Source organism: Aeromonas sp. s11, from assembly GCF_040907945.1.
In the GTDB taxonomy this organism is placed as follows: Bacteria; Pseudomonadota; Gammaproteobacteria; order Enterobacterales; family Aeromonadaceae; genus Aeromonas; species Aeromonas veronii.
The window spans coordinates 69942-84015 of record NZ_JBFOCU010000053.1 but is presented as its reverse complement, the minus strand read 5'-3'; the positions used below and the strand labels follow the sequence as shown (position 1 = coordinate 84015).

The window sequence follows — 14074 nt, the reverse complement described above, 5'->3', positions numbered from 1 at the left end:
AGGAACATTATTCCTTACCCGGTGACCGGGCCAGCTCCAACTCGCGGGATTGACGACGCATGGTGCGGTTGAGGGTGCGGTTTTGCATTTTCAGGCGCAGAAACAGCAGGCCGAATACCAGCCAGCCCAGCAAAAAACCGCCAGCGAAGAAGAAGCCCAACAGCATGGCAAGCGAAAACTCACCCTGAGCGATCAGGTAATTGAACTGAACCAGCTGGCCATTTTGTGAGCCCAGCGCCAGGGTCAGAACAAACACCAGCACCAGCGGAATGAGGGCCAAAATACGCTTCATAAGAGCTCCCTGTCAGTATCTAATGAGAGGCTGATTATCCTTAAAATCACAGGCAGACTCTAGAGTGAATGGGAAAAGAGTTTAAGAAACAAGACGATTGGCACAGGAATCGGTGCCAAAAAGAAAAAAGGCATACCCGAGGTATGCCCATTTCTGCATTATTCAATGATGTTGACGCGCTCGCGCAACTCTTTACCTGGTTTGAAGTGCGGGACATATTTCCCGGTCAGTTCAACCTTGTCCCCAGTCTTGGGGTTGCGGCCCACACGGGGCGCACGATAGTGCAGTGAAAAACTGCCAAATCCGCGGATTTCAATCCGGTCGCCGTTTTGCAAGGTCGACGCCATCTGCTCAAGGATCTCCTTGATGGCGGCTTCGACATCCTTGGCCGGCATATGCATGCGGCTGGCTGCCAGTTGTTCGATGAGATCTGATTTGGTCATAACGTTAAATCTCCTTCCCCGATCACATGCAATATTCATTTTGCCAGGATAAAAAAGGGCGGCGCAATGCCGCCCTTTTCTTGCATCAAGGATTACTCACCCTTGGCGGCTTTGAACGCTTCCATCATAGCATTGCTGAACACAACTTCTTCTTGCTGGTTCAGGTTATCGATAGCAACACGCTCATCAGCCTCGTCCTTAGCACGGACAGACAGGCTTACGGTGCGGTTCTTACGATCAACGCCCATGAATTTAGCTTCAACTTCGTCACCAACAGACAGCACCAGAGTGGCGTCTTCTACGCGGTCACGAGCAGCGTCGGAGGCACGCAGGTAGCCTTCTACGCCATCAGCCAGTTCGATAACGGCACCTTTGGCATCAACCTCGGTAACCTTACCCTTCACGATAGCACCTTTCTTGTTGTCAGCCAGGTACTTGTTGAACGGGTCTTCTTCGATCTGCTTGACACCCAGGGAGATGCGCTCACGCTCCGGATCCACTTGCAGAACAACGGCTTCGATCTCGTCGCCTTTCTTGAATTCACGCACGGCTTCTTCGCCCTGGTTGTTCCAGGAGATGTCAGACAGGTGAACCAGGCCGTCGATGCCGCCATCCAGACCGATGAAGATACCGAAGTCAGTGATGGACTTGATCTTGCCGGAAACACGGTCGCCTTTGGCGTGAGTTTCGGCAAACAGCTGCCACGGGTTGGATTTGCACTGCTTCAGACCCAGGGAGATACGACGACGCTCTTCGTCGATGTCCAGAACCATCACATCAACCACGTCGCCAACGTTAACAACTTTGGACGGGTGGATGTTCTTGTTGGTCCAATCCATCTCGGATACGTGTACCAGGCCTTCAACGCCTTCTTCGATTTCAACGAAGCAGCCGTAGTCGGTCAGGTTGGTCACGCGGCCAGACAGACGGGTGGTCTCCGGGTAACGCTTGGCGATAGCAACCCAGGGATCTTCGCCCAGCTGCTTCAGACCCAGGGATACACGGGTACGCTCGCGGTCGAACTTCAGAACCTTGACAGCGATCTCGTCGCCAACGTTGACGATTTCGGAAGGATGCTTAACGCGCTTCCACGCCATGTCGGTGATGTGCAGCAGGCCGTCAACACCGCCCAGATCTACGAATGCACCGTAGTCGGTCAGGTTCTTGACGATACCCTTAACTTCTTGACCTTCTTGCAGGTTAGCCAGCAGGCTTTCGCGCTCGGAGGTGTTCTCGGTCTCGATCACGGCACGACGGGAAACAACAACGTTGTTGCGCTTCTGGTCCAGCTTGATGACTTTGAACTCGAGTTCTTTGTTTTCCAGGTGAGCGGTGTCACGGATCGGACGCACGTCAACCAGAGAACCCGGCAGGAAGGCACGGATGCCGTTCAGTTCAACGGTGAAACCACCCTTGACCTTGCCGTTGATGATACCGATAACGGTAGCTTGCTCTTCGTAAGCCTTCTCAAGCTGCAGCCAGGCTTCGTGGCGCTTGGCTTTCTCGCGGGACAGCTTGGTTTCGCCGAAACCATCTTCGATAGAGTCCAGAGCCACGTCAACGGTGTCGCCGACGTTGATTTCCAGCTCGCCCATGGCGTTCTTGAATTCTTCAGCCGGGATAGCGGACTCGGATTTCAGACCGGCGTCAACCAGTACGAAACCGTTCTCGATAGCAACGACAGTACCCTTGACGATGGAACCTTGACGGGTTTCAACGGCGTTCAGGGACTCTTCAAAGAGTTGAGCAAAAGATTCGATCATTGTTTATGTCACAAATGAAACATCCACTTGCAATCCGGCACAAGCGGGGCTGTTTTAAATAATCTGCGCCATCCTTGGTGCAGACGACCGGATGTCAGCTTGCGCTGGCATCGCCAAGTTGTTGCTCTGCATAGGCGAGTACTGTTGCCAGCACTTCATCTATGGTCATGGCGGTAGAGTCTACCACCAGAGCATCTTCTGCCGGTTTCAGGGGTGCAGTGGCGCGATTTCTGTCGCGATCGTCACGTTCCCGAATCTCGGTTAAAAGACGCTCAAACTTAACATCAAAGCCCTTATCTTGCAACTGCTTATAGCGACGCTGGGCCCGTTCTTCGGCACTGGCGTCGAGGAAAATCTTCACCTCGGCCTCGGGGAAAACCACTGTGCCCATGTCACGACCATCGGCAATCAGACCCGGGGCCTGACGAAATGCCCGCTGACGGCGCAGCAAGGCTTCGCGCACCCGGGGGAAGGCAGCGATTTTACTGGCAGCATTACCCACTTCTTCGGTGCGGATGGTGCGGGAGACATCTTCCCCTTCCAAGATCACCTTGACCAAATCGCCTTCTACTTGAAATTGCACATCCAGATTGGCGGCCAGCGGCACCAGTGAGGCTTCACTGTCCAGCTCTACATCGTGATGCAGGGCGGCCAGGGACAACACCCGATAGATGGCGCCCGAGTCCAGCAAGTGCCAACCCAGCTTCTCAGCAAGCAGCTGACACAAGGTGCCTTTACCTGCACCACTGGGGCCATCAATTGTCATTACGGGGGCCATCTGAGGCATAACTTCTCTCCTGCACTGTGTTGCTCCCATCCCGAAGGGGTGGGTTAATGGGCGCCGATTATACCCGAATGTGGTGAGCCTGGCAGTCATCAATCCGCACAAAGGGCCAAAACCCCGCCGGACAGCTGTGCTTGTATCTCATTTGGAGATTTCATTAAGCAATGCAGGGACTTGTTCTTATGGTCGTTCCTGACAAGGCGCGCTAAACTGGCCCCCTTTTTTGAGCCGTTAGTAGTAAGGAGCAACCTATGAGCAGCGTTACCCTCGTGGCCAAATCCAAATTGCCAACCCCCTGGGGCACCTTCACGCTGGTAGGTTTTCAGGAAACCGGCACAGGCAAAGACCACGCCGCACTGGTGATGGGCGACATTACCGGTGACGAGCCCGTGCTGGGCCGGATCCACTCAGAGTGCCTGACCGGCGACGCCCTGTTCAGCCTGCGTTGTGACTGCGGTTTCCAGTTGCAGGCGGCCATGGAGAATATCGCCAAAGCCGGTCGTGGCGTGTTGCTGTATGTGCGTCAAGAGGGCCGTGGCATCGGCTTGCTCAACAAGATCCGCGCCTATCACCTGCAGGATCAGGGTGCCGATACCGTGGAAGCCAACGTGGCCCTTGGTTTCGCCGCCGATATGCGCGACTACACCATCTGCGCCGATATGCTCAAGCAGCTTGAGGTCAAGTCTCTCAAACTGATGACCAACAACCCGCGCAAGATGAAAGCGATGGAATCCTTCGGTATTCCGGTGGCCGAACGGGTACCTTTGCAGGAAGGGCGCAATCCCCACAACGAGTTCTATCTGTCGACCAAGGCCAACAAGCTGGATCATATGCTGAAGAAGTGAGCCTGCATTGACGAATGACAGATAGTCAAACGCCTCCCATTGGGAGGCGTTTTTCTTGGGACGACCACACATCAACCCTGGCTATCGCTGTGGTACGGTCAGATTGGCCAGCAGAGCTTCAAGCTCTTCGCCGGTGCGGGCCGCGCAGTATTGATCGACCCGCTCGTGGGTCAATTGCGGCGCGAGACGTTCAATCAGATCGTAGAGATAGCCACATAAAAATGCCCCTCTGCGCAACCCGATAGCGGCCACACCGCCTGGTAGCCAGGGCGCCGTTTTGAGCACCAGATCGCCATCGCGCTGGGGCTCCCAAGCAAAAGTTGCCATCACCCCGATGCCCATTCCTTGTCTGACATAGGTCTTGAGCACATCGCTGTCGCTCGCACAGCAGGAGATCCGGCTCTCGGCATGAACGCAATCAGTGCCATGAACTGTGGAGAGAGCCCTTCCATCGGTCACCAATGCAAACTCCACCAGCTCAGCCGGAGTCAGCGATGTTGCTTTGGCCAACGGATGATCCTTGGGTAGCACCAAGCCCCGTTGCCATTGAAAAGAGGGGAGCACAAGCAGATCGCTCCCATCCTCCGGTTCATCCGCCAGCAGCAGATCGGCAGCGCCATCATGCACGGCTGCGCGGCACTGCGTCGCACTCCCCTGCATCACAGTTACGGCAACTTTGGGAAAGCGGGCCATAAAACCCTTGAGGATGGCGGGCAGAATATAACGGGCCTGCAGATGAGTAGCGGCAATGGTGAGGGTTCCCTGCTCCGGATGCACATGCTGCCTGGCCATCACCTTGATGGTGGCGACCTTGTCCAACACCTCGGCGGCCACTTTGATCACATCCCGACCGATGGGGGTGATCTGGGTCAGGTGTTTGCCGCTGCGCTCGAAGATCTGGATCCCCAGCTCATCCTCCAGCATCCGCACCTGTTTGCTGATCCCGGGCTGGGAGGTAAAGAGGCTCTCGGCGGTGGCCGACAGATTCAGCCTGTGGTTCGCCACCTCGACGATATAGCGCAATTGCTGCAATTTCATGGTGTAGCCCTCAAGCGAACCCACCGTTAATAGTAACAAACTTTCAGCAATGGCCCGCCGCCATCAGGCCGGACGATCCTTGAGTAGAAAATCGCGCAAGGCACGATTGGCCATGGAGAGCGGATCACCCCGCCGCCACGCCACACAGAGATCGAGATAGATGGGCGGGTCGAAGGGTACGCCACTCAGATCCGGATCCTCTTCCAGCACCATCCGCAAGAAGGTGGTCACCGCAAAGCCTTGCCGCACCACCGCCTTGAGCAGAGGGATAAGATTGCTCTCGAAGGCGATATCGGGTTCGACGCCCAGGCTCTGGGCCAGCGCCTCCATATGCTCCCGGTGGTAGAAACCACGGCGAAACAGCGCCAGCTCCTGAGCAAAGAACTGCGAGAGGGTGACAGCTGGTTCACCGCGCAGGGGGTGATCGTCCCCCACCACCATCAACATCTCTTCGCTCAGCAGATGCGCCCCCTCGATGGCGGGGGGGAGATCACTGGTGATAAGAATGGCCAGATCGAGGGAGCCATCCACCATCCGGCTGAGCAGCTCACGGGTGCCTGCCTCCTCAACCCGGATCTTGAGGCCGGGGTAGCGGTGCTTGAAGGCCATCAGACGAGGGGGAAAATAGTAGGAGCCCATCATGTAGGGGATCCCGATCCGCACTTCCCCCCGCTCCAGCCCCTTGAGCTCGGCCATCTCGGCCTCGGCCTGATGCATCTGCAGCAACAGACGCTCGGCATGGCGACAGAGCACCTCTCCCTCCGGGGTGAGCCGTACCGCCCGGTCCTGTCGATCAAACAGCCTCAATTCGAGCTGCTGCTCCAGCTTGGCGATGGCCATGCTGATGGCCGGTTGTGCCACATGCAGACTGTTGGCTGCCTTGGTAAATGAGCCGGCATCCCTGACCGCCAGCAGATAGGTGAGCTGTTTCAGATCCATGTATCAATTCATCTTATGAGATGGATAACTTAAATATATTATATTTATAACCGTAAGGACTCTACCCTGACCAAAAGTAGTCAGGACAATACACAATGATTGAAGTTGGAAGTCGCGAGTGGATACGTGCAACCCTGGCCCTCAGCCTGGGCTCTTTTCTGGTGTTTCTGAACCTCTACCAGACCCATCCCCTGTTACCCCTGATTGCCGAGGTCTTCTCGGTCAACTCCCTCTCGGCCAGCTGGACCCTGGCAGGATGCACTGCTGGCCTCGCCGCCTCCCTGCTGATCTGCGCCAGACTGGCGGATCGCCATGGCCGTCGGCAGGTCATGCTGGGTACCCTCACCCTGGCGATCCTGCTCTCACTGTTGATCCCGCTGGTTGAGCAGTTTGGCTCCCTGCTGCTGCTGCGTATCCTGCAGGGCGCGCTGCTGGCCGGGTTACCAGCCACTGCGATTGCCTATATGGGGGAAGAGTTCAGCAAACGGGCGCTGCTCTCGGCGGTGGGGGTCTATATTGCCGCCAACTCCCTCGGAGGCATTGCCGGTCGGGTGGTCGGTGGCCTGCTGGCGGGCTGGTTTGGCGACTGGCAGCATACCTTTCTGGGGATCGGTGTGATCAGCCTGTCGCTGCTGCCGCTGGTCTTCTGGCTGCTGCCCCATCAGACCCGCTTTGTGGCGAGCGCCCCGGTTCGCGGTCAATTTGCCCGCGCCTTGCAGCAACACTTGACCAATCCCTTGCTGGTAGGGGCTTACCTTATCGGCGGGCTCAACTTTATGGTGTTTCTGAACCAGTTCAGTTATCTCACCTTCCTGCTGGCAAAGCCTCCTTTCTCCTTGCCCACCCAGTGGCTCGGCATGCTGTTTCTCACCTATCTCTCGGGGACGGTGGCCTCCTCACTGAGCGGCCGCTTTGCCAACCGCTGGGGGGCACAACGGATGCTGTTGGTCGGGATCGCCCTGATGGCCCTCGGCAGTCTGTGGCTGCTGCAAGCTAGCCTGCTCGGGATCCTGAGTGGCTTGCTGGTCTCCAGCTTCGGTTTTTTCCTGGCACACGCCTGCGCCAGTGCCTGGGTGGGTCATCATGTCGAACACAACCGGGCCCTCGCCTCATCCCTCTATCTGGTAGCCTACTATCTGGGGGCGAGTCTGGGGGGACTTTACCTGCACCCCTTCTGGGAGCAAGGCGAGCTGGGCGGTCTGGTCATGGGAATTGAACTGGTCCTCATCCTGACGGCAGGCTTGAGCCTCTGGCTCGGCCGTCTCAAGCAGCGAAGCCAATCGTCACTGCCCGCCCAGCAACCCCACCGACACGGGTAACGGGCTCAGCGCAAACAGGGTCACCCACGAGCAGATGGCGATCTCGCAACCCAGCACCGCCAGATAACAAAAGGGGTCACACCGGTGACCCCTTTTGCTGCGTTATTCAAGAGCCTGTCAGGCTCGCACCGCATTGAACGCAGGATCACTCCTGATCGAAATAATCCGCAGGCACCGCGACCACAGCACCGGTCGCCACCTCTTCGGCGATCACCTCAGCCAGCGGGCGCAGGTGAAACTTGATCTGGCCGGAGGGCAACATCAGGCCAATATCGGGGTTTCGGGTATCCTGCATGTTGCCGGTTTTGAATGGCTGCTCGGGATAGCGCACTACCAGATCTTGCAGTGAAGCGACCACCAGCTCGATATGTTCCAGCCCAGCCTGATGGACGCGACCCGGTTTCGGTGCAGCCAGCTCGATACAGGGTACCTGTACCTCACCAGCCAACAGCGGCTGATGCAACTGATAAGTCGCAATAGGGCGCCCGCCAATCATACTCTCCACCAGCAAGGTGCCCGCCTCAGCTAGCACAGCACATAGCGCGCGGTACTCCTGCAGGGTAGCCGCCCGATAACAGAGGTGATCGACCGTTGGCCGGGAAATTGTGACGCCAGTGGCGGCCAGTTCGGCCAACAGCTGAAAAACAAATGGGGCCATTGGCCCCAGTGTGGAATCGAGTGGGTGGGACATGCTTACCATTTCTTCTTGGGTTGAAACAGGACATCGAGCTCGTCGGCTTCCTTGTCCTTGATGTTTTGCAGATCCTGCGCGCTGTTTTGCTGCTGCAGCTCTTCAAGCTCCTTGAGCCCCTGACGCATATCCTCTTCACGGGCCAGCAGATAGGGATCCTTGTCGCCCACGCTCGCCATGGCCGACAGACCCTTGGTATAGAGCTGGCGGCATGTACCATATTGGCCCTGAATGCGGGCATCCATCGCCCGCTTGACCAGATTGGAGATGTTGATCTTGAGCTGCATCAGCTCGAGGCGGCGCTCTTCCTGGGCAAACCCCTGAGGGTCAATCTTGCCCTTGTTGTGCTCGACCCGCAGCACGGCCCGCATCTTCTTGACCAGCTGCAGCATCTGGATCGCCTGACGATCGGACTCCGGGGTCTTGAACTGCCCCTCATCCTGCACGCTGTAGTTCTCCTGCACATTCTTGATCTGGGTCTGCACATCGACGATGCGCTGCTTGATCTGATTGTTCGGCATCACCTGGGCGATAGCGCGATAGGCATCGAGGATCCGGTGCTGCAACAGCAACACCATGTTCTTGGAGAAAGGCACCAGATTGACGTTCAGCAGCACCTCTTCGGTCTCGTCGGCCACCGTCTTGTGTCTGGCAACGGCGTGACGCTTGTCCGCCTCTGCCTTCTGCTTATATTGCTGCACCACGTTATAGGCGATAACCAAAAACAGGAGTGCGCCGATAGACAGCAATACCAAAGTTAAAATCATAGGATGTCCAAACCCCTGTTCCTATCCAATTGCGTGATCCTACAACAGCTTACCCACTTAAGGTAGCCTGCAGATCCCCCCTTGCCCACGATTTGTCACCAAGCTGTGCCCCCGGTCTCAGGGAGAGATTGCAGGATCAGGGGATGATGACCATGACGGTCACCTCCCCATAGTATCGCCCATCAGCGCCATTACTTGAGGTTAAAGCCCCGCGATTGCAGGAATCCCAGCATGAAAGGGCGGGACTCCTTGCCCAGAATGGCGCGGATCTGGCCGCTCCAGGTCTGCTGCTTGTTGTTGCTGCTGCGGGCCTGATAGTAGTCCGCGATCTGCTGATCGTACCGGGCCAGCAGGTCGCGATCCAGCTCGTGCTGGTAGCGCTCCTGATGCACCACCAATCCCCTGGGCAGACGGGGTTTCTGCTCCGGCTGCTGAGCAGGATGACCAAGGCAGAGGCCAAACAGCGGGATCACCTGATGGGGCAAGCCGAGCAGTTCGCTCACCTCGGCCGGATGGTTGCGAATGCCGCCGATATAGACCCCGCCCAGCCCCAGCGACTGCGCCGCCAGCAAGGCGTTTTGCGCCATCAGGGCGCCGTCGATGGCTCCGATCAGCAACTGCTCCGCATAGCCGGTCTGGGCCTCGGGCACGATCTGGGTGTGGCGGTGGTAATCGGCGCAGAACACCAGAAACTCGGCCGCCTGCACCACATAGGGTTGATTGCCCGCCAGCATTGCCAACTGCTGACGCGCCTCGGGCTCGCAGACTCGCACAATACTGGTCACCTGCAAAAAGCTCGAGGTTGAGGCGGACTGGGCGGCGGCGAGAATGGCATCCAGCTGCTGCGGGGCGATCGGCTCGGCAGTGAACTGACGAATGGAGCGATGGGAAAGGATAAGATCGATGGTCTGATTCATGGCACCTCCAAAATGAGGTAACACCATAGCGAAAAAAACGAGGGAGCCCAAGGCTCCCTCGCACACCCAGCTTAAGGGGCCGGATAGACGTAAGGGGCTTGCAACCCGAGCGGGAAGCCGAGCGCCCAGTAGAGCAGCAGGAAAATCGTCCAGCTCACCAGGAAGGCCAGCGAGTAGGGCAGCATCATGGAGACCAGAGTACCGATCCCGGTGCTCTTCACATACTGCTGGCAATAGACCACCACCAGCGGGAAGAAGACCATCAGCGGGGTGATGATATTGGATGCAGAATCCCCGACCCGATAGGCCGCCTGGGTCAGCTCGGGGGAGATCCCCACCGCCATCAGCATGGGCACCAGGATCGGGCTGATCAGCGCCCACTTGGCCGAAGCCGACCCCACCACCAGATTGACGCTGGCGGTGAGCAGGATCATCCCGACGATAGTCACCTCACCGGGCAACGCCAGCGCATGGAGTACTTCGGCACCGGAGAGGGCCAGCAGGGTGCCCAGGTTGGAGTCGCCAAACGCCTTGATAAAGAGCGCGCAGAAGAAGGCCATCACCATGTAGGAGCCCATCTTGTTCATGGTGGCCGACATGGCATCGATCACATCCTTGCCACTCTTGAAGCTGCCTGCGACAAAGCCGTAGACAATCCCGGGCAGGATAAAGAGCAGGAAGATGAGCGGCACAATGGACTTCATCACCGGCGCGGCGAAGGTGGTCAGGGAGCCATCGGCAGCACGCAGCGGTGAATCGCTCGGGGAGAGCGCCAGCGCCAGCAGCACGATAGCCGCCAGCATGGCAAACCCGGCCCAGTTGAAGGCCCGGCTCTCTTGCGCGCTGTAGCGCCCCATCTCGTCGGCACTCTCCAGATCCTCGTTGAGCGCCACGTGCTTGAGGCGCGGCTCCACCACCTTTTCGGTGATGAACCAGCCGACGCAGATGATCAGCAACGAAGATGCACCGGTAAAGATGATGTTGCACAGGGTGTTGACCATGTAGTCAGGATCGAGCAACTGAGCGGCGGACTGGGTAAAACCCTGCAGCAGCGCATCCCCGCCGGAGGGCAGGAAGTTGGCGGCAAAACCGCCGGAAACGCCGGCAAAGGCAGCGGCGATCCCCGCCAGCGGATGGCGTCCGGCAGCGTGGAAGATGATGCCACCGATGGGGATCACCAGCACATAACCCGCATCTGCGGCGGTGTGGCTGACGATCGCCACCAGGATCAGCATGGGAGTGAGAAAACGGGCAGGCGTCACTTTCAGCAACTTTTTCAGACCGGTATTGATAAAACCGGACTGCTCGGCCACCCCGACCCCGAGCATGGCCACCAGCACGATCCCCAGCGGGGCAAAGCCGGTAAAGGTGGTCACCATGGTGGAGAGAAACTCGGCCAGACCGGCACCGGTCAGCAGGTTGTTGACCACTACGGCCTCCCCGGTACGGGGATTGACCAGATCAAACTGGAATTGTGACAACACCCAGGAGCCGACCCAGACGATCAGCAAGGCGTAGAGGAACAGCATGGCGGGGTCGGGTAATTTGTTCCCGGCTTTCTCGACGCCATTGAGGAAACGGTTCAGCCAACCTTTGGGAGGGCTGGCCGGACGGTCATTGACAGCAGCATGACTCATTATTGCGATACTCCTTTCCCTAGAAACGAGGTCGCATGCTAGCAATTCCAGCCAATCCGTCTCATGACCGATCGCAAAAGAATGATTAATTTTGATTAAATATTGCGGAATAAAATCCCAAGTTGTGGCCTAACGCACACTTGTTACTCTGCCATCACGGCATCTAGCAGTGGATAACGCCCAACCTGGCACTCCACCACGAAACCGCTCGCCTCGACTTGTGCCACTGTCAGCGGCTTGCTGAACAGATATCCCTGGAACACATGGCACCCCTGGGTCTGCAGGGCGGCCAGCTCGTGAGGCTCCTCCACCCCTTCCGCCATGATCCCCAACCCCAGATTGGTGGCCATTGCCGCAGTCGCCCGGATCACCGGCAAGTTGAGACCGACCACGAAGGAGCGATCCAGCTTGATGTTGTTGATCGGCAACCGGTTGAGATAGGCCAGCGAGGAGTAGCCGGTACCGAAATCATCGATGGCAATCTTGATCCCCTGCTCGCTCAAATCATCGAGAATGCCGAGGCACCCCTTCATATCGAGCATCAGCACGGTTTCGGTCAGCTCCAGCGTCAACAGGGAGGCATCCACCCCGTGCAGCTCCAGCTGCTGGCGAACTTGCCCGGGCAGCGCCGACGAGAGCTGGAAACCGGAGAGGTTGACGGAGACCGGCACCCGCTGATGGAAGCGCTTCTGCCAGCTGGCGACCTGTGCCAGCGCGGTGGAGAGCACCCAGCTGCCGATCTCGCGGATCAGCCCCATCTCTTCGGCCAGCGGGATAAATTCTACCGGCGAGACATGGCCGAGCACCGGGTTGTACCAGCGCAGCAGCGCCTCGTAACCGATCAGACGCCGTTTGGCGGCATCGACCTGCGGCTGGTAACAGAGGCTCAGCTCCTGACGGCCGATGGCCTTGGCCAGAAACTGTTTGAGATTGAGCTTGCGCTGCAGGGTCTGTTGCATGCTGGGGGTGAAACGCTGCCAGCGCAGCCGCCCCATCTGCTTGGCCTGATACATGGCCATATCGGCACGGGTGATAAGGTTGTCCCCGTCATCCGCATCATCGGGATAGATGGCAATACCGATGCTGCCGCCGATGGTCACCTCCGGCAGCCCGCTCAGTTGCAGCGGCTTGGTCATCTGGGAGAGCATCTGATCGGCCACCTCTTGCGCCCGATCCCCCTGATTGCCCAGCGGCACCAGTGCTGTGAACTCATCGCCACCGAGGCGAGCCAGCTCCACATCCCGCGGGCAAATCTGTTTGAGGCGACCGGCGACCCGCTCCAGCAAGCGATCTCCCGCCTTGTGGCCGTAGTTGTCGTTGACCAGCTTGAAGTTGTCCAGATCCATGAACACCAGCGCGAAACGCTCCCCCAGCCCGCAATAGGCCTCGAGGGATTTCATCAAGCCATACCGATTGAGCAGGCCGGTCAGGGAGTCGTGCCAGGCGAGGTGGCGATGCTCCAGCTCTTCGAGTTTGCGATCGGTAATATCCCGCATGGTGAGCAGAATGCGGGCACCCTGCTGGATATAGCGGAACTGATACTGGAACCAGCGCATCCCCTTGAGGGTACGGCACTCCCCCTCGGTCACCACTTCATCGAGACGGGAGAGCTTCTGGTAGAAGCTGTCATCATTGCCGGAGAAAACCTGGGAGAGCTTGGCGATCTGGTGGCCGAAACACATTTCGAAGTGATAGTTGCCACTTTCGAACACACCATGGCTATCGAACAGGCAGGCAAGGGTATCGCCGGTTGCCAGCGAGGACTCCTGATAGAGGGTATCGGAGTCGAGCACCGCTTCGGTCATCATCATCAGCCGGCCAGCCAGTTGAATACCGGAGAGGCGCAGATAGATCTGCTTCTTGACCCCCTTTGGGGAGAGGGTCCACCACTCGTTGTAACTGCGCCCCTGCTGAAAATCACCCAGATAGCGCTGTAGCAGCAGATCGATGGCGGTTGCCATATCGGCAGAGAAGTCGCGGGAGCAGAGTTCGTCGAGAGACGTCGCCTCCCACACGGAGAGCGCGGCGCTGTTTGCCCAGAAAATATGGTGATGCTCGATGTCATAAACCCAGATCGGGGTATGCAGAACATCCATCGTCTTCAGTAACCGTTCGTCAAGCGTATTCATCTGGTCAAGGTCATTCATGCTGGATGGTCACTGGTTAACCGGAAAACAGATCTGGCAAACCGCTAGCTGCAGAATGCAAGGTGCAAATACCTCTCGGCCATTATCCCTTTTCACATAGCCAAGAGCGGACAAAACTATTTCAGATATCAACAACAGGGCAGCCTGTACGGCAATACTACAAAGGACTCAGCCAAGGACCCTGTTAATCCAAGCAAATCAGATAGTCGATTTTTAACTTTTTTCCCCAGTAAAAACAAGCACTAAGAGCTATCCACTCGAGACCTTGAAAGAGCAATTGCATATTTGCTGCGACAAATTTGTTATTAACATTTAAATCAATGGTGGAAATAGTCATCACTCTCTGTCACAAAGCTTCCATTAATTAACCAAGCGGATGGATAAACAGCCAAAAAAACGCCAAAACGGACAAAAATAGTTCACTAAGGCGGAATTGATATACCCCAAATTCATTTTTCAACAGGCAATGAGCAAAACCCGAATATATGATCT

Annotated in this window: 13 protein-coding genes; 2 read left to right on the top strand and 11 right to left on the bottom strand. The window is 57.3% G+C overall.

The window, feature by feature from the left end; translation table 11 throughout:
* Positions 1-7 precede the first annotated feature (7 nt).
* From AB5Y84_RS14755 to cmk, 4 genes are all read right to left on the bottom strand, one after another.
* Complete coding sequence (locus AB5Y84_RS14755; protein WP_005337143.1) at positions 8-292, bottom strand: LapA family protein; 285 nt, start codon at positions 290-292, stop codon at positions 8-10.
* A gap of 158 nt (positions 293-450) precedes the next feature.
* A complete protein-coding gene (gene ihfB / locus AB5Y84_RS14750) occupies positions 451-735 on the bottom strand; it encodes an integration host factor subunit beta (RefSeq protein WP_005299934.1) in 285 nt (94 codons plus the stop codon).
* Between the two features lie 92 nt (positions 736-827).
* Positions 828-2498 (bottom strand): 30S ribosomal protein S1, encoded by a 1671-nt coding sequence (rpsA, locus tag AB5Y84_RS14745; RefSeq protein ID WP_005337148.1) that lies wholly within the window; start codon positions 2496-2498, stop codon positions 828-830.
* A 94-nt stretch (positions 2499-2592) separates the two neighbouring features.
* On the bottom strand, positions 2593-3285 hold the full coding sequence (cmk, locus tag AB5Y84_RS14740) for a (d)CMP kinase (protein WP_139411978.1): 693 nt from the start codon (positions 3283-3285) through the stop codon (positions 2593-2595).
* A gap of 248 nt (positions 3286-3533) precedes the next feature.
* On the opposite strand from cmk, the gene ribA reads away from it, so the two are divergent.
* Positions 3534-4127: a GTP cyclohydrolase II gene (gene ribA / locus AB5Y84_RS14735; RefSeq protein ID WP_005351157.1), complete on the top strand. Its 594-nt coding sequence runs from the start codon at positions 3534-3536 to the stop codon at positions 4125-4127.
* An 81-nt stretch (positions 4128-4208) separates the two neighbouring features.
* On the opposite strand, the gene AB5Y84_RS14730 is transcribed toward ribA, so the two are convergent.
* Positions 4209-5165, bottom strand: coding sequence for a LysR substrate-binding domain-containing protein (locus AB5Y84_RS14730; RefSeq protein WP_368177247.1), 957 nt, complete (start codon positions 5163-5165; stop codon positions 4209-4211).
* Between the two features lie 63 nt (positions 5166-5228).
* The gene (locus tag AB5Y84_RS14725) at positions 5229-6104 is read right to left on the bottom strand and encodes a LysR family transcriptional regulator (RefSeq protein ID WP_368177246.1); all 876 of its coding nucleotides are present in this window, start codon (positions 6102-6104) and stop codon (positions 5229-5231) included.
* A 95-nt stretch (positions 6105-6199) separates the two neighbouring features.
* Between AB5Y84_RS14725 and AB5Y84_RS14720 the strand changes: the two genes are divergently transcribed.
* Positions 6200-7423 (top strand): MFS transporter, encoded by a 1224-nt coding sequence (locus AB5Y84_RS14720; RefSeq protein WP_368177245.1) that lies wholly within the window; start codon positions 6200-6202, stop codon positions 7421-7423.
* 145 nt (positions 7424-7568) lie between these two features.
* On the opposite strand, the gene AB5Y84_RS14715 is transcribed toward AB5Y84_RS14720, so the two are convergent.
* From AB5Y84_RS14715 to AB5Y84_RS14695, 5 genes are all read right to left on the bottom strand, one after another.
* Positions 7569-8123 (bottom strand): VOC family protein, encoded by a 555-nt coding sequence (locus AB5Y84_RS14715; RefSeq protein WP_368177244.1) that lies wholly within the window; start codon positions 8121-8123, stop codon positions 7569-7571.
* Positions 8117-8881: a hypothetical protein gene (locus AB5Y84_RS14710; protein WP_005337161.1), complete on the bottom strand. Its 765-nt coding sequence runs from the start codon at positions 8879-8881 to the stop codon at positions 8117-8119. Before AB5Y84_RS14710 ends, AB5Y84_RS14715 begins: the two co-directional genes overlap by 7 nt.
* Positions 8882-9072: 191 nt before the next feature.
* Positions 9073-9798, bottom strand: coding sequence for an oxygen-insensitive NADPH nitroreductase (gene nfsA, locus AB5Y84_RS14705; RefSeq protein WP_005351148.1), 726 nt, complete (start codon positions 9796-9798; stop codon positions 9073-9075).
* Positions 9799-9869: 71 nt separating this feature from the next.
* Positions 9870-11435, bottom strand: coding sequence for an AbgT family transporter (locus AB5Y84_RS14700; RefSeq protein WP_005351146.1), 1566 nt, complete (start codon positions 11433-11435; stop codon positions 9870-9872).
* A 143-nt stretch (positions 11436-11578) separates the two neighbouring features.
* Entirely contained in the window at positions 11579-13531 is a 1953-nt protein-coding gene (locus tag AB5Y84_RS14695; protein ID WP_013723827.1) for a bifunctional diguanylate cyclase/phosphodiesterase, read from the bottom strand.
* Positions 13532-14074: the final 543 nt, after the last annotated feature.

Bases quoted from the DNA above. Each gene is read 5' to 3' on its own strand.
- AB5Y84_RS14755 (WP_005337143.1), bottom strand. From the start codon at position 292: ATGAAGCGTATTTTGGCCCTCATTCCGCTGGTGCTGGTGTTTGTTCTG.
- ihfB (WP_005299934.1), bottom strand. From the start codon at position 735: ATGACCAAATCAGATCTCATCGAACAACTGGCAGCCAGCCGCATGCAT.
- rpsA (WP_005337148.1), bottom strand. From the start codon at position 2,498: ATGATCGAATCTTTTGCTCAACTCTTTGAAGAGTCCCTGAACGCCGTT.
- cmk (WP_139411978.1), bottom strand. From the start codon at position 3,285: ATGCCTCAGATGGCCCCCGTAATGACAATTGATGGCCCCAGTGGTGCA.
- ribA (WP_005351157.1), top strand. From the start codon at position 3,534: ATGAGCAGCGTTACCCTCGTGGCCAAATCCAAATTGCCAACCCCCTGG.
- AB5Y84_RS14730 (WP_368177247.1), bottom strand. From the start codon at position 5,165: ATGAAATTGCAGCAATTGCGCTATATCGTCGAGGTGGCGAACCACAGG.
- AB5Y84_RS14725 (WP_368177246.1), bottom strand. From the start codon at position 6,104: ATGGATCTGAAACAGCTCACCTATCTGCTGGCGGTCAGGGATGCCGGC.
- AB5Y84_RS14720 (WP_368177245.1), top strand. From the start codon at position 6,200: ATGATTGAAGTTGGAAGTCGCGAGTGGATACGTGCAACCCTGGCCCTC.
- AB5Y84_RS14715 (WP_368177244.1), bottom strand. From the start codon at position 8,123: ATGGTAAGCATGTCCCACCCACTCGATTCCACACTGGGGCCAATGGCC.
- AB5Y84_RS14710 (WP_005337161.1), bottom strand. From the start codon at position 8,881: ATGATTTTAACTTTGGTATTGCTGTCTATCGGCGCACTCCTGTTTTTG.
- nfsA (WP_005351148.1), bottom strand. From the start codon at position 9,798: ATGAATCAGACCATCGATCTTATCCTTTCCCATCGCTCCATTCGTCAG.
- AB5Y84_RS14700 (WP_005351146.1), bottom strand. From the start codon at position 11,435: ATGAGTCATGCTGCTGTCAATGACCGTCCGGCCAGCCCTCCCAAAGGT.
- AB5Y84_RS14695 (WP_013723827.1), bottom strand. From the start codon at position 13,531: ATGGATGTTCTGCATACCCCGATCTGGGTTTATGACATCGAGCATCAC.